Source organism: Flavobacterium silvaticum, assembly GCF_012911565.1.
In the GTDB taxonomy this organism is placed as follows: Bacteria; Bacteroidota; Bacteroidia; order Flavobacteriales; family Flavobacteriaceae; genus Flavobacterium; species Flavobacterium silvaticum.
Window position 1 is genome coordinate 11633 of record NZ_JAAMPU010000104.1, and the last position, 20639, is coordinate 32271.

At 45.6% G+C, this 20639-nt stretch carries 15 protein-coding genes; 8 read left to right on the forward strand and 7 right to left on the reverse strand.

The window, feature by feature from the left end; translation table 11 throughout:
- Window positions 1-155 precede the first annotated feature (155 nt).
- A complete protein-coding gene (locus G6047_RS08180) occupies window positions 156-2417 on the forward strand; it encodes an aconitate hydratase (RefSeq protein WP_169527121.1) in 2262 nt (753 codons plus the stop codon).
- Between the two features lie 46 nt (window positions 2418-2463).
- Here G6047_RS08180 and G6047_RS08185 read toward each other — a convergent pair whose 3' ends face one another.
- The 7 genes from G6047_RS08185 to G6047_RS08215 are packed head-to-tail and all read right to left on the reverse strand — an operon-like array spanning window position 2464 to window position 11179.
- Window positions 2464-3777 carry an HlyD family secretion protein gene (locus G6047_RS08185; RefSeq protein WP_169527122.1) on the reverse strand — a complete coding sequence of 438 codons (1314 nt, stop codon included), beginning with the start codon at window positions 3775-3777 and terminating at the stop codon, window positions 2464-2466.
- A 2-nt stretch (window positions 3778-3779) separates the two neighbouring features.
- Window positions 3780-5969, reverse strand: coding sequence for a peptidase domain-containing ABC transporter (locus G6047_RS08190; protein ID WP_169527123.1), 2190 nt, complete (start codon window positions 5967-5969; stop codon window positions 3780-3782).
- A complete protein-coding gene (locus G6047_RS08195; RefSeq protein WP_169527124.1) occupies window positions 5969-7534 on the reverse strand; it encodes a vitamin K epoxide reductase family protein in 1566 nt (521 codons plus the stop codon). Before G6047_RS08195 ends, G6047_RS08190 begins: the two co-directional genes overlap by 1 nt.
- A gap of 2 nt (window positions 7535-7536) precedes the next feature.
- Window positions 7537-8793, reverse strand: a complete 1257-nt coding sequence (locus tag G6047_RS08200; RefSeq protein WP_169527125.1) for a DUF6734 family protein — start codon at window positions 8791-8793, stop codon at window positions 7537-7539.
- On the reverse strand, window positions 8794-9633 hold the full coding sequence (locus G6047_RS08205) for a hypothetical protein (RefSeq protein WP_169527126.1): 840 nt from the start codon (window positions 9631-9633) through the stop codon (window positions 8794-8796).
- Between the two features lies 1 nt (window position 9634).
- Window positions 9635-10897 (reverse strand): DUF6734 family protein, encoded by a 1263-nt coding sequence (locus G6047_RS08210; protein ID WP_169527127.1) that lies wholly within the window; start codon window positions 10895-10897, stop codon window positions 9635-9637.
- A 51-nt stretch (window positions 10898-10948) separates the two neighbouring features.
- Window positions 10949-11179, reverse strand: a complete 231-nt coding sequence (locus tag G6047_RS08215) for a hypothetical protein (RefSeq protein WP_169527128.1) — start codon at window positions 11177-11179, stop codon at window positions 10949-10951.
- A 397-nt stretch (window positions 11180-11576) separates the two neighbouring features.
- On the opposite strand from G6047_RS08215, the gene G6047_RS08220 reads away from it, so the two are divergent.
- The 7 genes from G6047_RS08220 (at window position 11577) to G6047_RS08250 (ending at window position 20639) form a co-directional block, all read left to right on the forward strand.
- The gene (locus G6047_RS08220) at window positions 11577-12809 is read left to right on the forward strand and encodes a sensor histidine kinase (protein WP_169527129.1); all 1233 of its coding nucleotides are present in this window, start codon (window positions 11577-11579) and stop codon (window positions 12807-12809) included.
- 2 nt (window positions 12810-12811) lie between these two features.
- A complete protein-coding gene (locus G6047_RS08225; protein WP_169527130.1) occupies window positions 12812-16390 on the forward strand; it encodes a response regulator in 3579 nt (1192 codons plus the stop codon).
- 3 nt (window positions 16391-16393) lie between these two features.
- Window positions 16394-16765 carry a response regulator gene (locus tag G6047_RS08230; protein WP_169527131.1) on the forward strand — a complete coding sequence of 124 codons (372 nt, stop codon included), beginning with the start codon at window positions 16394-16396 and terminating at the stop codon, window positions 16763-16765.
- Window positions 16762-17574, forward strand: a complete 813-nt coding sequence (locus G6047_RS08235) for a CheR family methyltransferase (RefSeq protein WP_169527132.1) — start codon at window positions 16762-16764, stop codon at window positions 17572-17574. Before G6047_RS08230 ends, G6047_RS08235 begins: the two co-directional genes overlap by 4 nt.
- Window positions 17556-18125, forward strand: a complete 570-nt coding sequence (locus G6047_RS08240; protein ID WP_169527133.1) for a chemotaxis protein CheB — start codon at window positions 17556-17558, stop codon at window positions 18123-18125. The genes G6047_RS08235 and G6047_RS08240 overlap by 19 nt, the downstream gene beginning before the upstream one ends.
- 78 nt (window positions 18126-18203) lie before the next feature.
- Window positions 18204-19631 carry an APC family permease gene (locus G6047_RS08245; protein ID WP_169527134.1) on the forward strand — a complete coding sequence of 476 codons (1428 nt, stop codon included), beginning with the start codon at window positions 18204-18206 and terminating at the stop codon, window positions 19629-19631.
- 66 nt (window positions 19632-19697) lie between these two features.
- Window positions 19698-20639: a glycosyltransferase family 2 protein gene (locus tag G6047_RS08250; RefSeq protein WP_169527135.1), complete on the forward strand. Its 942-nt coding sequence runs from the start codon at window positions 19698-19700 to the stop codon at window positions 20637-20639.

Here is a 20639-nt window from a genome sequence, read left to right on the forward strand (position 1 = left end):
AAATTTTATTAAAAATCTAAGTTTTACTTAATAAAATTCATTGAAAGTCCTGAATCGGAAATAATAATAATCGGATTCATTCAATTTATTAAAAATCTTTCAGCTATTACCTAAATTAAGTAAATTTGCACTGCACAAATTAACATACCCAGATTATGGCTTTTGATATTGAAATGATTAAAAAGGTGTATGCGAATATGCCCGCTCGTGTCGATAAAGCACGCGAGATCGTCGGCCGTCCGCTTACCCTTTCTGAAAAAATATTGTACAATCACCTTTGGGAAGGAATGCCATCCCAATCTTTTACCCGCGGTAAGGATTATGTAGATTTCGCCCCGGATCGTGTTGCCTGCCAGGATGCCACCGCACAAATGGCCCTTTTGCAATTCATGCACGCCGGAAAACCTCAGGTTGCTGTTCCCACAACGGTTCATTGCGATCACCTGATCCAGGCGAAAGTCAATGCCAAAACAGATTTGGCGCGTGCCAAAGAACAAAGTAACGAAGTATTCGACTTTTTGTCGTCAATCTCAAATAAATACGGAATCGGTTTCTGGAAACCCGGAGCCGGAATCATCCACCAGGTTGTCCTTGAAAATTATGCTTTCCCGGGCGGAATGATGATTGGAACCGATTCACACACTGTAAATGCAGGTGGACTTGGAATGGTCGCAATCGGAGTCGGTGGTGCCGATGCCGTTGACGTAATGTCGGGCATGGCATGGGAACTTAAATTCCCGAAACTGATTGGTGTGCATTTGACCGGAAAACTGTCGGGTTGGACTGCACCAAAAGATGTGATCTTAAAAGTGGCCGGAATCCTGACCGTGAAAGGTGGAACCGGTGCCATTGTTGAATATTTCGGAGAAGGTGCGACTTCTATGTCATGTACCGGAAAAGGAACCATCTGTAACATGGGTGCTGAAATCGGGGCAACGACTTCGACTTTCGGGTATGACGATTCCATGGAGCGCTACCTGCGTTCTACAAACCGTGCCGATGTTGCTGATGAAGCCAACAAAATCCGTCCGTATCTTACCGGTGATGCAGAAGTATATGCAAATCCGGAACAGTACTTCGATCAGGTTATCGAAATCAATCTTTCTGAACTGGAGCCGCATTTGAACGGACCTTTCACTCCGGATTTGGCAACGCCGATTTCGAAAATGAAGGAAGAAGCGATCAAAAATGATTGGCCTTTACAAATCCAGGTTGGACTTATTGGGTCTTGTACCAATTCGTCTTATGAAGATATCGCACGTTCGGCTTCTTTGGCCAAACAGGTAGCGGATAAAAAACTGAAGACCAAGGCACAATTCACCATCACTCCGGGTTCTGAAGTGGTGCGTCATACCATAGAACGCGATGGTTTCATCGACCTTTTCGATAAAATCAACGCGACTGTTTTTGCCAACGCCTGTGGACCGTGTATCGGAATGTGGGACAGGGAAGGAGCAGAGAAAGAAGAACGCAATACCATTGTCCACTCCTTCAACCGTAACTTCTCGAAACGTGCCGATGGAAACCCGAACACACTGGCGTTCGTAGGTTCGCCGGAATTGGTTACAGCTTTGGCAATCGCCGGGGATTTGAGTTTCAACCCAATAACCGATACGTTGATCAACGAAGACGGCATGGAAGTGAAACTCGATGAGCCGACCGGAAATGAATTGCCTCCAAAAGGATTCGATGCCGAAGATCCGGGTTATCAGGCACCGGCTGCAGATGGTTCGCATGTTCAGGTTGTCGTCAGCCCGACATCGGAACGTCTTCAGTTGCTCGCTCCTTTTGCCGAGTGGGATCATAAGAACATCACAGGTGCCAAATTGCTTATCAAAGCTTTCGGAAAATGTACCACCGACCACATTTCAATGGCCGGCCCTTGGTTGCGTTTCCGCGGACACCTCGACAATATCTCGAACAATATGCTTATTGGTGCCATCAACGCATTCAACCAGAAAGCAAACTCAGTTAAGAATCAGCTGACAGGCGAGTATGATGCGGTTCCTGCAGTCCAAAGAGCTTACAAAGCGGCTGGAATTCCATCGATTGTTGTGGGGGATCACAATTACGGAGAAGGTTCTTCGCGTGAGCACGCAGCCATGGAACCTCGTTTCCTTGGTGTGAAAGCGGTGCTTGTAAAATCGTTCGCACGTATCCACGAGACCAACCTCAAAAAACAAGGAATGCTAGCGCTTACGTTTGCCAATGAGGCCGATTATGATCTGATCCAGGAAGACGATACCATCAACTTCCCGGACCTGGTCGAATTCGCTCCGGGCAAACAACTGACGCTTGAATTCGTCCACAAAGACGGAAGCAAAGATGTCATCATGGCCAACCATTCCTACAACGAAGGCCAGATTGGCTGGTTCGTTGCCGGTTCGGCTTTGAATCTTATTGCTACCGAAGCATAAAAATATTTCTGATTTTTAAAGAAAGCCTCTCAGTTTGGGAGGCTTTTTATTTTGATGGCGCTACCGAAGATCCGCCTGATGACATTCCTTTGAACTGATAGAAGATGCGTTGTATCAGACGCAAATCATCGGTTATGATGCTCGCATTACCCGAAAGTTCCTTGTCGAATTTGATTTGCTTTCCATAGGAGGTATGCAATCCGTCCGGAAGCGAAATCTGTGTAAAATAACCGCCTTCCTTATCGGGAACGATCGACATGGTTTCTACGGTTCCTTCAAGCACTCCATATTCCTGGTATGGAAAATTATCAAGGCGCACCAATACTTTCTGGCCTGACCGGACCTTGCCTGAATTCTGTGCCGCCACCGTTAAATTACCCACGAATTGTTGTTGGTCGTCCGGAAGTATGGTCGCGAAAAGTTCCCCGGAACGTATCAGCCCGTTTTCTTTCCACGCATTCTGGAAAAGGAATTTTCCATTGTAAGAAGCCCGGAAAACATAGGTCTGTTCCCAAATTCGGATGGCTTTTTTGAGTTCATCAAGCGACTGCTGAAGCGAACTTCTGTTGGTCACATCGGTTTTTTCCTGTGTGATTTTGCTGCCGACAATCTGTTTCCGTGTCTGGTTGATGGCGTCGCGTTGCTGTGAAATCGACATATTTGTCTGATCGTATGTCTGCTGCGCTTGCAGGCTCGATGCTTTTTCCTTCTCGTAATCCAGTTTCGATATGACACCTTTGTCGAACAATTCCTGGGCGCGTTTAAACTGGAGTTCGGCGATGCGGAGTTTTGTGGCTTCTATTTTTTGCTGTTGGTACAATCCTTCGAGCCGACCCAGGTTCTCTTTTTGTGAAATTTCAGATGCCGAGATATCTTCGGCAATCGGATGCAGCTTTTCATTGAGTTCATTCTCGGTATACGCCCTGCTGAACTGGATGAACGGCGATTGGATATCTCCCAATTGGGTGTGTTTGAGCTCATCGAACGGAAACTTGAAATCGTCATCGCCGCCTATGTTTTCAAGCTCTTTTTTAAGCTTCAGCACGTCTTCATAATTGGCTGAACTCTCAAGTATGCCCAGCAATTCACCCCGTTTGACTTTTTGGGAATTAGCAACAAAAAGTTTGGCGATCCTTCCGCTGGCTCGTGCTTCAAGCCGTTCGGGCGGACTTTGGGAAGTGACGATGGCTTTGGCTGAAATAATATCGGGATATTTGATGAACCAGGACAAAATCACGGTACCGATGATGATCAGGAAAACAATCGAAATGCCGTACCGGATGATCCATCGCGGCGGCCGTGTCAGGACTTCATGCATGGCATCTGACCTCAATTCCAGTTCTTCAAGGTTTTTTTTCATGATCAGTCGCCCAGTTCCAGCTGGTTTTTAACAAGTTCAAAATAATTTTTCCGGTTCGAGATCAGTTCCTTATGCGTCCCGATTTCGACGATTTCCCCTTTTTCGAGCACGACGATCTGGTCTGCGTTTTTGACTGTCGAAAGCCGGTGTGCTATGATGATCGCTGTTTTTCCTTTGAGGAAATTATCGAGATTTTCCATGATGACTTTTTCATTGTTCGCATCAAGAGATGATGTAGCTTCGTCAAAAAACAGATAATCCGGATTTTTATAAACGGCCCGGGCTATAAGCAATCGCTGCTTTTGACCGCCCGAAATCCCGGTTCCTTCATTCCCGATTTTGGTGTTGTAAGAAAGCGGCAGGCTTTCGATGAATTCCCGGATATTGGCCGTTTCCACCGCATATAGCAACCGGGCTTTGTCCACACGGTCATCTCCAACGGCTATGTTGTTGGCAATAGTGTCGTTAAAGATAAAACCGTCCTGCATGACTACGCCGCAGTGGGTGCGCCACGCAGAAGGTGAAATCATCGGGAAACGCATGTTGCCGAGTTTTATCTCGCCACCTGTGGGCTCGTAGAATTTCATCAGCAATTTAAGTAAGGTCGTTTTTCCGCTTCCGCTGGTGCCGACAATGGCGGTAGTCTTTTCCTTTGGGATGATGAGGTTGATATCGGTCAGTACATAATCCGGATTTCCGGTGTAACGGAACGACAGCTTGCTGATGGATAAAGCCGCCGGTTCAAAATCGTGGATCTTAGGATCGGATGGATTTTCCTCATCTTCCTTATCGTGGATTTCCCCAAGCCGTTCGAGACTGATCTTGGCATCCTGCAATTGACGGACGAATTCCACCAATTGCATGAGCGGATTGTTGAGTTGCCCGATGATATATTGAACCGATAGCATCATCCCCAACGTCAAATCTCCCTTGACAACCAAAGTCGCCGCGAAAAAGGTAATCAGCAAATCTTTTAGCTGGTTGATGCAATTCGAACCCACCGACTGCCATTGCTCGAGGCTCAGCGATTGCATGCTGACCTTGAAAAGCCGTATCTGTACGAATTCCCAGCCCCATCGTTTTTGCTTTTCGGCATTCTGCATCTTGATTTCCTGCATGCCGTTGATGAGTTCCATCACTTTGGATTGCTCGCTCGCGACCTGGCCGAACCTTTTGTAATCGAGTTCTTTTCGTTTTTTGAGAAAAAAGGCGATCCATAATATGTAAGCGGTACTTCCGGCAAGGAAAATCCCGAAAAGTTGCACATTATAAAAAGCGAGGACAAAGCTGAAAATAAAGAAATTGACTATTGAAAAAGCGGCGTTGAGCGAATTCCCGGTCAGCAATTGCTCGATGCGGTGATTGTCGCCTATGCGCTGCATGATGTCGCCCGTCATTCGTGTATCGAAGTAGCTGATTGGCAGTTTCATCAATTTAATGAAGAAATCCGAGACCAGCGAAATATGGATACGTGTACTCAGGTGCAACATGATCCACGACCGCAATACCTCAATGGTCGTCTGTCCCACAAAAAGCATGAGCTGGGCCAGCAATATCAGGTAAATGAAATGCAGGTTTTGGGTCTGGATTCCGGTATCTACAAGGCTTTGCGTGAGGAAAGGGAACAGCAATGAGAAAATGCTTCCCGCCGCCAAACCTATGATAAGCTGTATGACAAGGCTTTTGTACCGGATCAGGTAACGCGAAAGAAAGGCAAAGCTTCGCGGAGAATCTTCGGTATCCCAATCGCTTTTGTGGAAATCCGGCGTCGGTTCGAGATACAGCACAATGCCTTCCTCTGTCTTTTCATGTGCGTTCTTCCCAATCCAGAATTTGATGAATTCGTCTTTGGGATACGATATCAGCCCGTAACTCGGATCGGACAGGTACACCGTATCTTTTGAAATTTTGTAGACCACCACAAAATGCTGCCCGCTCCAATGTGCTATACACGGCAACTGGACTTCGCTTTCAAGTGTTTCATAATTGATCCGAAGCCCTAAAGTGCGGAAACCCATGGCTTCTGCCGCATCGCTGAGGCCCAATAACGTACTGCCTTCGCGCGTTGTTTCGGACAAATTCCGGATTTGTTGGAGTTCGATATTCTTGCCGTAAAATTTGGCGATAATACGGATGCATGTCGGGCCACAATCTTTGCTGTCGGGCTGTTTATAAAAAGGAAAGCGTGCCATCAGGAAACCAATTTTGTTTGGGCCAGTTCGTCAATAAAATAGGCGAGGTCGCGTGCTGAATACGGTTCGCCAAGCAAATGTCCTTCGACAATGACCGCCGGTGTAAAAAAGACACCCGTTTCCATACACCAGGAAAATAGGTATTCGAGCGCTTCTATGCCGGATTTGGTATCAGCTACGGACCATTTTTTAACCCATGCTTTCAATCCAATCTGATTGAAGTGCCAGTCTTTGAGGGCTGATATAGCTTGTTCCTGTTTGCCGCTTCGATTATATTCAAGAATCGTTTCATAAACCATATTGAGTTCGTTGCCAGAAGCCGTATGTGCATTGAGGACGAATCTGGCTTTGCATTCCTGCGGATTGGATTCGACCAATGACAACAGTTCCGTCACCGTCTTATGGCAGTTTTCGCAACTGGTGCTGACTACGGCTGTAATAGAAACAGGTGCGTCGGGATTGCCTGCTACTATGGCGAAATCTTCGTCCAATCCGGATACGTCGACAGGTTGCCATGACGACAGCAATGCCTTGAAAACAATCGGGTTCTTTTTCATTTTTTGGTTCTGGAGCAAATCCCAGTTGCGTTCGACACGGTTTCTCATTCCAGATTTGACCGCCATCGAAATATAGTAAATTCCGGCCAGTAGAAAAAGAACCGATAGGCTTTGGGAAATCCCAGATGATGTTAAAGGCCAATAATTATATATCCATACCGAACAAAGGGCCTGGAGAACAAGAACGGCCGAGACGCCAAGGCACAACACACACCATTTTTTTATTGTGAAGGCTTGCGTATACCACGAGTAAAGTACAACCGGAATCATACAAACCGGAACTATCACTGCAAGAAGGGTTATTGATTTTACCGGAATAAAAACAAGGATTACCACAATGCTCAGGAAATACCAAAACGAAAGGACGCTGGCGGAAACCTTTTTTCCGAATTTCCCAAAACCGGAAGCCACCACAGACGAACACTCCGTTTTTTTACCGATGGCACATACTCGGGAGACCGTGTCGTTCTTAATTCCCGTTTCTTCGCCTATGAGCCAATACGAAAATAAAGCTCCGATACTGGATAGTACGTAAAATAAGACGGGCAAAACTGAGAAGTCATTTTGGAAAAGAACGGATACAAATCCCGTTACTGCGGCAAAAAGCAGCAGTGGTTTCGCGAGACGGTTACTGCTGTTTTCATCGGATGTGTTTTGATTGACCACGGCTACGATTCCGGTCCAGGCAGAAAGAAATTCCTGTACGTTCAGTTTCTTTTTGAAGCCGTTGGAGAATTCAACCTCTATGACGTTTCTTTTCCGGCGTGTGTATACCAATTCTTTTCCGGTATCTGATTCGATTACGGATAGGAAAATATCAGGTAGTTCCGCAAAATCTTCTTTTTGAATTGTTCCAATGAATGCGGGGATTCCCATAAAATCAAGCGTCTGTGAAAAAGCGAACAAATTAGGGAATTCCGGATGCGCACGGAATTGCAAAAGGGTTTCCTCAGCCTCGCGGTAGTGCAGTTTTGCTAAAAATTCCTTTATGAACCGAAATCCTTCCATACTCAATTGTCGAATTCAAGGATACCGTTGTACATACAATGGTCCATCATGAATGAAAATACTTTTTGGGCCAGAAGTTCAGGGGAAAAGGTTTCGGCTACAGCTTCGTCCTGCAATAATTCGAGCGTGAGTTCGCTGGCGGAACGCGGTTGGTCAAATTGATACAATAAAAAATCCCAGTCTTCCATGATCAATGTTTCCGCGCATCCGGTTTGTGGCGAGATATAGCGGACTTCGTCGTTTTCGATAACAACATTTGGAGACAGCCTGAATTTTGAGGCAAGCAACTCGTCACCCGTCAATGCTTCAAGCTTGGTGAAAAGTCTTTCCAGCGTCGCGAAACGGGCAATGTCATCCTGTATATCTTCAGCTAAGGCCAGTCCGTGAAGCAGCATATTGCGGTTCAGCGCTTCATATTCCACTGGATATTCGTGCCTGAGCCGGTATTTTATCTGTTCATTCATCACGTTGGATCGCTTGGCATAACCAATCGTGTGGATGTATTCGTCAAACGCCGGGACAACATGGAATTTCATGACATCTGTAAACGCTTCATTCATGTGGCTTTTATAAAGTCGGCAATCAAGACCTTCGCCGTTTGCCATTTCGAAGCTCAGCAGCTGCTCGTAAACCATGTTGAACATAAACGAATCAATTCCCTGAAGTTTATCCAGATTTGCCTTGACGATATCGAACGCCGCTTCCTTATGTTTTTTGAAAAAATTGTATTCAGATCCTCCGAAAATACCGGCATTGAAAGCATAACAATCTGACGTTTGCGCATATAACGGAAATTTCCCGGATACGTTCTCAAATCGCTCTGTCATCATGGCCATGAAGTCTTGGTAACGCGGAAAATTCAACTCGACATTCTGGGCGAAAAGCTGGCCTTCAAACAAGGCTTCGGGTAATTTTTTCCAGATGAAAACATCGGAATCAGCATGAAGGAACGGTTCTTCCTGAAGCGAATACGTCAGGATTTTTCCCAGTGCCCAAAGTTCGGGCGGATACTCATCCAATCTGTTGAGGTCGGTTCGGATTTCGGAATAGGGCAGTTGCAGCTGTTCCGAAAGCAATTTCTTTCCGTGATCATCCGTATATAAAATCACGTCACCGTAAAATTCACGCCATTTGAGGCAGCTCAACAGGCTTGCATAGAAAAAACCTGCCTGGGACGACCATCCGGCTTTGTATCTTGCTCCCGGATCGGTACTGGCGCTTGAAAAAGGTTTGGACCAAAAACTCTGGACTATTCTCATCTAGATATTGATCACGCGTCTTTTGTCGAACATACGGTTCATTTGCTCCACACTGAAATCCATGAAATCAGAAGCGTTTTCCACACGCAGCAGCTTCAATTCTTCCCAAACGTTCTGGTTGTACGGCATGGGATGGAAATCTTTTATGAAGCGGTAATTGTTTTCGTCGAGCACTTTCCACAAATTGAAAAAGCTTTGTCCTTTCATGTCCTGGCTGTGTCCCCAATTCCTTACTTTTTGTTCGATTTCTTCCTCGCTGCGGGCCCAGGATTGATGTATGATTATAGTGTCTACGTCTACGTTGGCATTCGAACCGAAGAGCCGTCCGTATTGCGTTTCCGGATTGTTCGTCGCCAGCCATCCGCGTTCCCGAATAGGTGAAATCACCAAAAAACCAGAGGGCACTTTCTTGAACAGGATGGCCAGACGCGGGCGTACAGCAACCGGTTGCGAGCCATATTCAATCGAAATGCGCTGGAGTTCGTCTACATATCCGTCGAAATCGATTACATATTCATCGCAATCGAGTTGGAGATACCAGTCGCATTTGCCCATTTTTCTATACAGGTGATTGCGTTCCCAGGTCTCGCTCATCATAGGGTCTTTGTCCGGATGATAGAACGATTCCTCCCAGATTGTGATTTTCTTTTTGACATCGAATTCGGCAATCCATTCAAAAAAAGAATCTGGTATTTCAAACGAATTCCCAGTCCACGTTTGACGGTTTTTGTCTATGGCCAGGATAATCTCGAGTACTTTCGGATGATCGTAAACCAACGGAAGTGCCGTTTTAAGATATTCGTAATCGTAAGAAACGAGAATGCCGATTTTAAGGACCATATTAAAATTCAGGGATTAGAAGTTCGTGGAGCAGGCATTTGTCGAATACGAATGACATGAGTTTTTCCTGTAATTGGCGAGGGGTATACTTACTCGATATGTCGTCGTCAAGCATGAGTTCGCGGCTCAGTTCATCAATGGACATCGACTCTTCGAAGTAGAGGAGCATATTGTCCCAGTCGTTGAGCTCGATGGTTTCTTCGATACTTTTCTGAGGCGATGTGAATGTGACCTGTATGGGTTCGCCTTCTGTGATTTTTACAGTCGGATTGATATGGAAACGGAGTTTGCAGATGTCGGAATCAGATTTCTCGCGGACGAACCGGAACATCGAAAACAGAAATTCTTTTCGTCTTTCAGAAATCTCGTAACCGGGCTTCCACAATAGATGTTTTTCTCCGTTGGCGCGTACTTTTTGATATTCTTCCGGAAATTCATACATGAGCAATGCTTCGATCTGTTCGCATGCATGCTGTGATTTTTTTGCCATGCCAATCGCGTGGACATATCTGTAGAGAAAAGGCGCAAGGTGAAAATTGGTCAATCGTGTGAAATTGGCATCGACGTCATCGAACAGGCATTCGGGTGTGATGTTGCGCTTTTCGGCAATCGCATATCCCAATTGCTGCTCGTATATCATATTGAATATACCAACATCAATGTCTTCAAATTTATCCAGGTTGCGCTGTATGAATTTTTCAGATCTGGCGTACAATTCCTTGAAATAATCCAGGTTCGTACCGCCGATGATACCGGCATTGAAGGCCTTGACACCTTTGTATTTATATAAGGTATTGATCAATTCGGTAGGAACCCAATTGAAAATGGCAAGTATCTCATTCAGGGCATCGCCGTATATGGGGAAATTTTCTTCTATGTTTTGGCAGAACAATGCTGATCCGGTCAATGTTTCCGGAAATTTTTCCCAGATGAATACATCGGTATCGGCATGGATGAAAGGTTCGGTCTGCAATTGATAACAATACAGCTTTGGGAATGCCCAGAGTTTTTCGGGGTATTCGTCGAGCAGGTTCAATCGGTTATCGTATTCCGAATAGGGTATTCCGAGTTTTCCGGAAAGGATTTCTTCGCCCGCTTTATCTGTATATAATTTCACATGCCCGTAATATTGCTTGAACTTCAGGCAACTCAGGGTCATGCTGTAATAAAAATATTTTTCGCTGAGCCAACCGCCCTTAAAGCGGCTGTTAGGGTCTTTGGAGTCGTTCAGGAACGGCTTGGACCAGAAACTTTGTATGATCATTTGGTGTGAAAAAAGAGTAAAAAAGAGGTTTTTTCAAACCTCTTTACATTATTATCCCCAGCAGTACAATTCCGGATTCGGTTTGTAGATGTACAGCCTCCACGATCCGTTTGTTGTAGGACAGCCCGGTTTTGAAATCGTGGCTCCTTTGTTGGTTGCAGCTCCACAAACAATAAAGGAACAGTCTCCCATGAAAGATCCGTAGTAACCTCCGGAAATGGTCTTGGCTTCTTCTTTAGTAAGAATCGCTCCTTTTACTTTGCTTAGAAAATCTTTTTTCATCGGTAAAATAAATTATATAATGTGCCTACTCTGTTAGCTTTTCGGCTTCCGCTCGGTACGAGTTTGTCAGGGTCGCGATTTTTTCGCAACACAGACTGTGGTATTTCTATAGGGAATTTTGGAAATTTTGGTCTTGAAACAATTGTGAAATGCTTCAAAACTCTTCTAAAGTTATGAAGTAACCACAATACTAAAACGATGTAATTTTAATTATTCTAAACTATAACGTTGTAGTGTTGATAAGTTATTAATGTCCACTTTTTTGTAATAATAGGTGTAAAGGATTTGCACAGATTACTCTTTTCTCGCAGACATTCTAAAAATTTGTGTTACATTTATGTTCGAACATTTGTTTTAAAATGATTTTTAATTCTACACTGGCTTTGCGCTTTTCCGAATGATACTTATTGTCGACGATAAGCGCGAGAACATCCTGCCACTAAAAAAAATACTTGATCTTCACGGGTTGGAATCAGACGATGCCACATCTGGGGAAGAGGCTTTGATCAAAATTCTCAAAAATGATTATGCACTCATCATCATGGATGTGCAAATGCCCGGAATGGATGGTTTTGAAGTGGTCGAAACCATGGCCCAGAGCAGTCGGTCACGCGAAATTCCGGTGATTTTCCTGTCTGCCATCAACAAAGAAAAAAAATACATTTTCAAAGGTTACGAAGCCGGTGCCGTAGACTACATCACCAAACCGGTAGACGTCGACCTGCTTATCCTCAAGGTAAAAGCATTCCTCAAGATTTATCAGCAGAAAAAAGAACTCAAGGAAATCCGCGATTTGCTGACTCACGAAGTCGAAATCAGGAAACAGGCCCAGCTGGAGCAAAAAATGGCCAATGAAAGCCTTGAAGCCAAGGTTCAGGAGAGAACGAGCGAACTCCGTAAAAAGAACGACGAGCTTGAACTGCGCAACCACGAACTCCAGCAATTTTCATGGGTGGTTTCGCATGATTTGAAAGAACCGTTGCGTAAGATCGAGACTTTTATCAAGATTATCCGCGACCGCTATGTTTCAGCCGATCCCAAAGCAGCCGATTATATAGAACGGACGGTAAATTCCGCAAGTCGCATGACACGGCAGATTGACGATCTTTTGGAATATTCAAGGTTGTCGCGCAATGCAGACTTACAACAGACCGACATCAACAGCATAATCGATGAAGTCATTCTCGATTACGAACACATCATCGACCGTAAACGAGCCTATATTTCCAGGACAAGCATTCCGGAGCTTCCGGGAATCCCAAGCCAGTTGCGTCAATTGTTTCAGAATCTTGTGGGCAATGCGCTTAAGTTTTCAAAGCCGGACGAATCTCCCGAAATAAAGATCGATTCGGAAATCGTTTCAGAAAAAAACATCGATGCAAAACCGGATGCTAACGGGAAATTCTGCAGGATAACCGTCAGCGACAACGGGATAGGTTTCGACGAAGCCTATCTGGACAAGATCTTCGTCATCTTCCAAAGCCTGCACGACCGCCACAGTTATGAAGGAACGGGAATCGGGCTTGCCATCGCCAAAAAAATAATAGAACGCCATAATGGAACCATCGGGGCCAAAAGCCAGCCGAACCAAGGTGCGACATTTATAGTCGTACTGCCGCTTAATCAATGACCATGAAGAACAACTTTAGAAGGAACCTGTTTATAGGATTCGGGATTTCAGTACTCATACTGCTCGTCAGTTCCATCGCTTCTTACCTAAGCATCAAAAAGCTATTGGAAAGCAGCGCCATGGTGAACCATACGCAGGAAGTGTTGGCCAACCTTAATGAAGCTTCGGCGGTAATGACCAATGCCCAAAACGGGATGCGCGGTTACATCATTACCGGAGACGATAAATTCCTCGATGACTATTCCTATGCCGAAAGCCGGACCAATGCCCATTTCGAAAGGCTCCAGAAACTTACCGAAGACAACCCGAAGCAACAGGACGCGTTACGTGAAATCCTTCCGTTGCGCAATGAGTTTTTCAGGTATCTGAGAGTGCGGGTAGAAGACCGTCAGAAAAACGGTTTCCACGTGGGCGACATAGGTACGGGAAAAAAAATCATAGACCAGACACGTGTTATCCTTAAAAAGATGGAGGATGAGGAAAAACGGCTATTGCTCTTCCGGATGCAGGCTTCTGAAAAGAACGCGAATTACAGCATCTGGCTTATCATCATTGCCGCCATACTCGCCATATTGATCAGTGTGGTTTTCTTTTTAAGGGTCATAGCCGATTATGGGGAACGACTGAAACTCAATCTCAAATTAGAGGAAAAAGACAAAGAAATTGCGAGCCGTATTACTGCCATCAGTGGAATCGCCCAACAAATTTCACAAGGGAATTACAAAGTCAGGACAGATGATAAGTCGACTGACGACCTTGGTGCCGTAGGTGATTCACTAAACAATATGGCTTCGGAACTCGACCGGTCGTTCACGGCCTTATCAGATAAAGAATGGCTGCAGACAGGACGCGCCGGGCTTAGCGAAGCCATGTTGGGCGATAAGGACCTCGAGCAATTATGCCGCGACATCATTATGTATATGGTGGATTTCACCAATTCAGATGCGGCAGTGATCTATATTAATGAAGGAGACGATTTCAGGCTCATGGCGGGTTACAATTACCAACCCGCGCCGGAACGACAATTCATCAAACGCGGGCAAGGGCTTTCAGGCCAGGCAATCGATGCCGGGAAATTATTGGAAATAAACGGTATCAGTGAGGGCTCGATCAGGATTTCATATGCGCTTGGCGAAATACAACCGACCCATATCGTGGCTTTGCCGTTACTGGATTCAGATGCTACAGGGGTCATCGAATTTGCGCGTGCCGATTATTTCGATGCGTTGGAACTTGAATTCCTGTCTTCCGTAGGAAATACTATTGGCATTGGCATCCGTGCTGCCCAAAACCGCGCACGCGTGCAGGAACTTCTTGAAGAAACACAGGCACAATCTGAAGAACTGCGTGCACAGCACACCGAACTCGAAAGTATAAACGTAGAACTCGAAGCCCAGGCCGAAAAGCTTCAGGCTTCGGACGAAGAGCTCCGCGTACAACAGGAAGAACTGCAACAGGCCAATGAAGAGTTATCAGAGAGAAGCGTGTTGCTTGAAGAACGCAATACAGAAATCTTACAGAAATCGGAAGATCTGGAACGAAGCACGCGATACAAATCTGAATTCCTGGCCAATATGTCCCACGAACTCCGGACGCCTTTGAATTCTATCTTGTTGCTGAGCCGGTTGCTGTCTGAGAATACAGATGAGAACATGAACGAGGAACAGATCGAATTCGCGAAAGTCATCCAGAGTTCAGGGAACGGTTTGCTTGGCCTCATCGATGAAATCCTCGACCTGTCTAAAATCGAGGCCGGAAAAATGGACCTCGAATTCATGGAAACATCCGTCGCGGAAATCGGGATCGGGATGCACAACCTTTTCGATCAGGTAGCCAAAGAGAAAAACCTGGTGTTCAAAGTCGATGCAAAACCGACGGCTCCGGTTGTGATCAAAACCGACAGAATGCGTCTGGAGCAGATCCTGAAGAACCTCATTTCAAACGCCCTTAAATTTACGTCCCAAGGTTCCGTAACACTTGAAGTGCGGCCAGATCCGGCGAATTCACGCAACATACAGTTCAGTGTCACCGATACGGGAATAGGAATCCCACGCGAAAAACAGCCTATGGTTTTTGAAGCGTTCCAGCAAGCAGACGGTTCCACAAAGCGCAAATATGGCGGAACCGGCCTAGGTCTTTCGATAAGCCGCGAACTGGCCAAACTGCTTAAAGGTGATATCAAACTCGAAAGTGAGCCGGGCAAAGGAAGTACATTCACGCTTACGATTCCGGTGTATGCGGGACAGGTTTCGGATATTGCTTCGGCAGTTGTGGAAAACCTCAAGCCATCATCGGCCGAAAATCTACCTCAGGCGCTTACCGATGAGCAGCGTCATTATTATGTAAGCGACGTGATTCCGGATGATGTACCCGACGACCGTGATGGAATTTCAGACAAAGACAAAACCATACTTATTGTTGAGGATGATGTCAATTTTGCCAAGACACTTCTCGAATTCACCCGAAAACGCGGATACAAAGGTGTCGTGAGTGTCCGTGGCGACCATGCGCTGAACCTGGCGTTGCAGTATCATCCGTCGGGAATTCTGCTCGATGTGCAACTCCCGATGAAAAGTGGCTGGCAGGTCATGGAAGAACTCAAGGAAAATGCGTTGACCCGTCATATTCCGGTTCACATCATGTCATCTCACAAATTGCGAAAGGAAAGCCTGATGAAAGGTGCCGTCAATTTCCTCGACAAACCTGTCGCTTTTGAACAGATGCCCGAAATTTTCAAACGCATCGAACAAATCGTCAACCGCGAATCGCAAAAAGTCCTAATCCTTGAGGACAATCCGAAACATGCACAGGCACTCGCATATTTCCTTGAATCGCATCAGATCAATTCCGAAATCAAACGCGAAATCAGCGAAGGCGTCACCGCTCTCAAAGAAACGGATGTGGATTGTGTGATCCTCGACATGGGAATTCCGGACCGGAAAGCCTACGAAGTACTTGAAAGCATCAAACAAAATCCGGGGCTCGAAGATTTACCGGTGATTGTGTTTACCGGGAAAAGTTTGTCGCTCCAGGAAGAAGTCCGCATCAAGCAATATGCAGATTCCATCATTGTGAAAACGGCCCATTCGTACCAGCGCATGCTCGACGAAATATCGCTTTTCCTGCATTTGGTTGAAGAAGGCGGAAACCCGCGGACCAAGAAAGACGGCCAACGCAAACGCAACGCGCTCCAGAATGTGCTTGAAGGCAAAACCGTTTTGGTCGTGGATGACGATGTCAGAAATATCTATTCACTTACCAAGGCACTAGAGGCACATAAGATGAAAATCATTTCGGCCATCGACGGGAAAGAAGCGCTCGATATCATCGAAAAGAATAAATCCATAGACGTCGTGCTTCTCGATATGATGATGCCGAACCTCGACGGATATGAAACGGCAACCAGAATCCGTGAAAACCCAAAACTCAAAGAACTTCCGGTGATTGCAGTTACAGCAAAGGCCATGACAGGTGATCGCGAAAAATGCATCAATGCCGGCGCTTCGGATTATATAACCAAGCCTGTCGATGCAGACCAGTTGCTCTCGTTGCTTCGCGTGTGGCTTTACGACAAGAAATAAGATATGGCGGCAAATGTACTTTTGGTCGATGACGATCCGCGGAATATTTTCGCGTTGTCTGCCGTTTTGAAATCGCGCGGTTTTAAAGTAATTGCGTGCAATGGAGCGAAAGAGGCGATTGACATCTGTAATTCGGATCAAAAAATCGACATTGTCCTCATGGATATGATGATGCCCGGAATGGACGGATATGAAGCCATTCCACTTATCAGGGAAATACCAACACACAAAGCGACTCCCATTATTGCAGTTACCGCACAGGCTATGGTGGGTGATCGTGAAAAAAGTATCGGCGCGGGAGCCGACGGTTATGTGTCAAAGCCGGTTGACATAGATAAACTGATGGCTGTCTTTGCCGAAAATAAAGTGGGATGACAGCGACCGACAGCGAAATCGAGGCGATTATTTCGACCATTTTTGAATATTATGGCTATGATTTCAGCGGGTATTCACGTGCGTCGTTGAACCGTCGCGTGAACCGTTTGCTTGAACTCGGGAATTATTCACATGTCGAAGATCTGTTGTCGCGCATCCGCCATGAACCCGACTATTTTGAACGCGTCGTGGGTGATTTGACCGTGAATGTAACCGAAATGTTCCGCGATCCGCAATTCTATAAACAACTTCGCGAAAAAATTCTTCCAATAATAGGCACAAAACCATTTATCCGGATTTGGCATGCAGGCTGTTCGACGGGAGAAGAAGTGTTCTCGATGGCCATTTTGCTTGATGAACATAAACTGCTCGAAAAGACGCTTTTGTATGCCACAGATATCAGTCCCGATGTGTTGCAGACGGCCAAAAAAGGAATATTTCCACTCCGGCAAATGAAGCAATATGCCGAGAATTATGCATCTTCCGGCGGAAAAGAAGATTTTTCGAAATACTACATGGCCAATTACGGCCTGGCAAAATTCGAGGACAGATTGATTGCCCGGATGGTTTTTTCACAACACAATCTGGTTTCGGACAGATCGTTCAATGAATTCGACCTCATACTTTGCCGCAACGTACTTATCTACTTTGACAAGGATTTGCAGAACCGCGCGCTGACTTTGTTTGACGACAGCCTTCCCAATCTTGGGTTTCTGGCTCTCGGAAGCAAGGAAAACATAAAATTTTCAGTATTGAGCCACCGATACCAACAGGTTGAAAGAGAAAAGATATGGAAAAAGCTGCGTTGAAACTGGTCGTAATCGGAGGTTCTGCCGGAAGCGTGGACGTGATTATGCGTATCGTGCCGTTTTTGCCGTCCGATCCTGATTTTTCCATAGTATTGGTGTTGCATCGGAAATCGTCAGATGACACTACGCTTGAAGATGTCGTTTCGATAAAATCAGCTATGAAGGTTATTCCGGTCGAAGACAAAACCATGCTTGAAACGGGTGCAATTTTTATAGCCCCGTCTGATTATCACTTGCTTTTTGAACCTACGGGTGAACTGTCGCTCGACGTTTCTGAAAAAATAAATTACAGCCGTCCTAGCATAGATGTGTCTTTTGAATCTGCTGCGGCAATCTACAAAAACCGGCTTACGGCTATTTTACTCACAGGTGCGAATTCAGATGGAACGGCCGGGCTTATTTCGGTAAAAGAAAATGACGGGTTTGTGATTATACAGGATCCGGAATCGGCAGATATTCCTTTTATGCCTGCCAATGCCTTGGAAAACATGACGCCGGATTTGGTTTTGGATGTGGATGGAATTGTCAATTTCCTCAATTCAGGCTTTTAGATTTTCGCAGTCTAATTTTGCTATCTTAGCCATGCCCGATGCCAATTTCAGTATCGGATGCAACCAAACCAAACAAATATGCAAACTCCCGAAAACGAACATTTTAAACGTGAACTCGGCCTGCTCGACGGCTCCATGCTTGTCGTAGGTTCCATGATAGGTTCCGGAATTTTTATTGTCAGTTCCGATATGGTGCGCCAGGTTGGATCTTCTTTCTGGCTACTCGTGCTTTGGGGTTTGACCGGCTTGATAACTGTGATCGCGGCAGTCAGTTACGGAGAACTCAGCGCCATGTTCCCGAAAGCCGGCGGACAATACGTCTATCTTAAAGAAGCTTATGGAAAACTGTTAGCCTTTTTATACGGATGGAGTTTTTTCGGCGTAATCCAAACCGGAACGATAGCCGCAGTTGGTGTGGCTTTTTCAAAATTCGCAGCGTACTTGTACGAGCCGTTAAGCGATGAAAATATTTTGTACGATGCCGGATTCTTCAAGCTCAACGCGGCCCAGATCGTTTCTATCATCACCATAATTTTCCTCACGTACATCAACAGCCGCGGTGTCAAAAACAGTAAAATCCTTCAGACGGTACTTACGATAATCAAGATTGCGTCATTATTCGGATTGATCATTTTCGGATTGATACTCGCGGCAAAATCTGAAACCTGGCATGCGAATTTTGCCGCCGGATGGGATTTCAAATCCTGTAATGTGGAAACAGGCGAGTGGCTTCCGATTGGTGGAGCGGCCATAATCGGGGCTATTTCCGCAGCGATGGTCGGTTCGGTATTTTCAAGCGATGCGTGGAACGGGGTGACTTTCATTGCGGGTGAAATCAAGAATCCACAACGTAACGTGGGGCTAAGCTTGTTTCTCGGGACGCTTATCGTTTCCTTGCTTTATGTGCTTGCGAATGTCATGTATCTCGCGGTTATTCCGATCCAGGAAATCGCAACAGCAAAATCAGATCGGGTTGCCGTCGTAGCTTCACAGTATATTTTTGGCGGAATGGGAACGTACATCATCGCCGTTATGATCATGATTTCGACGTTTGCCTGTAACAACGGTCTTATCATGGCCGGTGCACGCGTTTATTTTACGATGGCCAAAGACGGTTTATTCTTTGCCAAAGCAGGCCATTTGAACCAGCACAGTGTTCCGGCCTGGGCACTTTGGGCACAATGCATTTGGGCATCTTTGCTGTGCCTGACGGGAAAATATGGTGCGTTACTCGATTTTGTCGTCATCATCGTATTGATATTTTACATTCTCACTATATACGGTATTTTCAAGCTCAGGCGAACCATGCCGGATGCCGAACGACCGTACAGAGCTTTCGGTTATCCGTTTCTTCCGGCATTTTATTTAGTGATTGCTACGGCCTTGTCACTTGCGCTTTTGTGGTTCAAGACCGATACGTGCGGCTGGGGCGTACTTATCCTGCTTGCAGGAATTCCGGTGTATTATCTGAATAAGTCAAAATCATCTGCAAACCAACCTGATTAGTCACTTTAATTTAAAATGGGCAGTTGTTTTTTTGTGCTACTTTTGCGCCAACCGTAAATTCATCCAATGAATACAAATCATTTAGCGATCATTGTTCCGTGTTATAACGAAAAGGAAGTCATCACTGAGACTGCGGCCTTTTTATCGCGAATCCTGGATCAGTTGCTTTCTGAAGGAAAAATAGGCAAAGGTTCTGTTTTGTGCGTGGATGATGGCAGTAAAGACGGTACCTGGCAGATCATTGAAAATTTATCGGCCAACAATCCATATATAAAGGGGTTGAAGCTTTCCAGAAATGTTGGCCATCAGAATGCCTTATGGGCCGGATTGGAATGGGCGGCGGAAAATTGTGATGTTGCGGTTTCCATCGATGCAGATTTGCAGGACGATCCGTATGCGATACTCCAGATGATCGATTTGTTCAACCAGGGAAAAGAAGTGGTTTACGGCGTTCGGTCTGTTCGCAAAAGCGATACTTTTTTCAAACGCAACACCGCCTTATTTTTCTACAAGCTCATGACCGGAATGGGCGTCGATATTGTCTACAATCACGCCGACTACAGGCTGTTGAGCAAGCGTGCCCTTGAAGCATTCGTGTCTTATCCGGAGCGCAATTTATTCCTTCGCGGCATGGCGACCCAAATTGGTTTCCAATCGGCTGAGGTTTTTTATGAACGTTCGGAACGTTTTGCCGGCGAATCCAAATATCCGTTTGTCAAGATGCTCAATTTCGCCCTTGACGGAATCACTTCCTTTTCGATCCGTCCGTTGCGGCTTATTGTTTTTGCAGGAGGGATTTTTATCCTCATTGCAATAGCTGTCGTGATTTACGGTCTGACGGCTTATTATGAAGGCCGCGCGATACCAGGTTGGACATCTTTATTGGTTTCGCTGTGGTTCATTGGCGGAAGTATCCTCATGGCAATCGGGATAATTGGCGAATACATTGGTAAAATATATAAAGAGGTCAAACGCAGGCCGCGCTATTTTATCGATAAGGAAATATAG

What these genes read in the sequence shown, in the direction of transcription:
- G6047_RS08180 (WP_169527121.1), top strand. Translation starts at nt 156, where the DNA reads ATGGCTTTTGATATTGAAATGATTAAAAAGGTGTATGCGAATATGCCC.
- G6047_RS08185 (WP_169527122.1), bottom strand. Translation starts at nt 3,777, where the DNA reads ATGAAAAAAAACCTTGAAGAACTGGAATTGAGGTCAGATGCCATGCAT.
- G6047_RS08190 (WP_169527123.1), bottom strand. Translation starts at nt 5,969, where the DNA reads ATGGCACGCTTTCCTTTTTATAAACAGCCCGACAGCAAAGATTGTGGC.
- G6047_RS08195 (WP_169527124.1), bottom strand. Translation starts at nt 7,534, where the DNA reads ATGGAAGGATTTCGGTTCATAAAGGAATTTTTAGCAAAACTGCACTAC.
- G6047_RS08200 (WP_169527125.1), bottom strand. Translation starts at nt 8,793, where the DNA reads ATGAGAATAGTCCAGAGTTTTTGGTCCAAACCTTTTTCAAGCGCCAGT.
- G6047_RS08205 (WP_169527126.1), bottom strand. Translation starts at nt 9,633, where the DNA reads ATGGTCCTTAAAATCGGCATTCTCGTTTCTTACGATTACGAATATCTT.
- G6047_RS08210 (WP_169527127.1), bottom strand. Translation starts at nt 10,897, where the DNA reads ATGATCATACAAAGTTTCTGGTCCAAGCCGTTCCTGAACGACTCCAAA.
- G6047_RS08215 (WP_169527128.1), bottom strand. Translation starts at nt 11,179, where the DNA reads ATGAAAAAAGATTTTCTAAGCAAAGTAAAAGGAGCGATTCTTACTAAA.
- G6047_RS08220 (WP_169527129.1), top strand. Translation starts at nt 11,577, where the DNA reads ATGATACTTATTGTCGACGATAAGCGCGAGAACATCCTGCCACTAAAA.
- G6047_RS08225 (WP_169527130.1), top strand. Translation starts at nt 12,812, where the DNA reads ATGAAGAACAACTTTAGAAGGAACCTGTTTATAGGATTCGGGATTTCA.
- G6047_RS08230 (WP_169527131.1), top strand. Translation starts at nt 16,394, where the DNA reads ATGGCGGCAAATGTACTTTTGGTCGATGACGATCCGCGGAATATTTTC.
- G6047_RS08235 (WP_169527132.1), top strand. Translation starts at nt 16,762, where the DNA reads ATGACAGCGACCGACAGCGAAATCGAGGCGATTATTTCGACCATTTTT.
- G6047_RS08240 (WP_169527133.1), top strand. Translation starts at nt 17,556, where the DNA reads ATGGAAAAAGCTGCGTTGAAACTGGTCGTAATCGGAGGTTCTGCCGGA.
- G6047_RS08245 (WP_169527134.1), top strand. Translation starts at nt 18,204, where the DNA reads ATGCAAACTCCCGAAAACGAACATTTTAAACGTGAACTCGGCCTGCTC.
- G6047_RS08250 (WP_169527135.1), top strand. Translation starts at nt 19,698, where the DNA reads ATGAATACAAATCATTTAGCGATCATTGTTCCGTGTTATAACGAAAAG.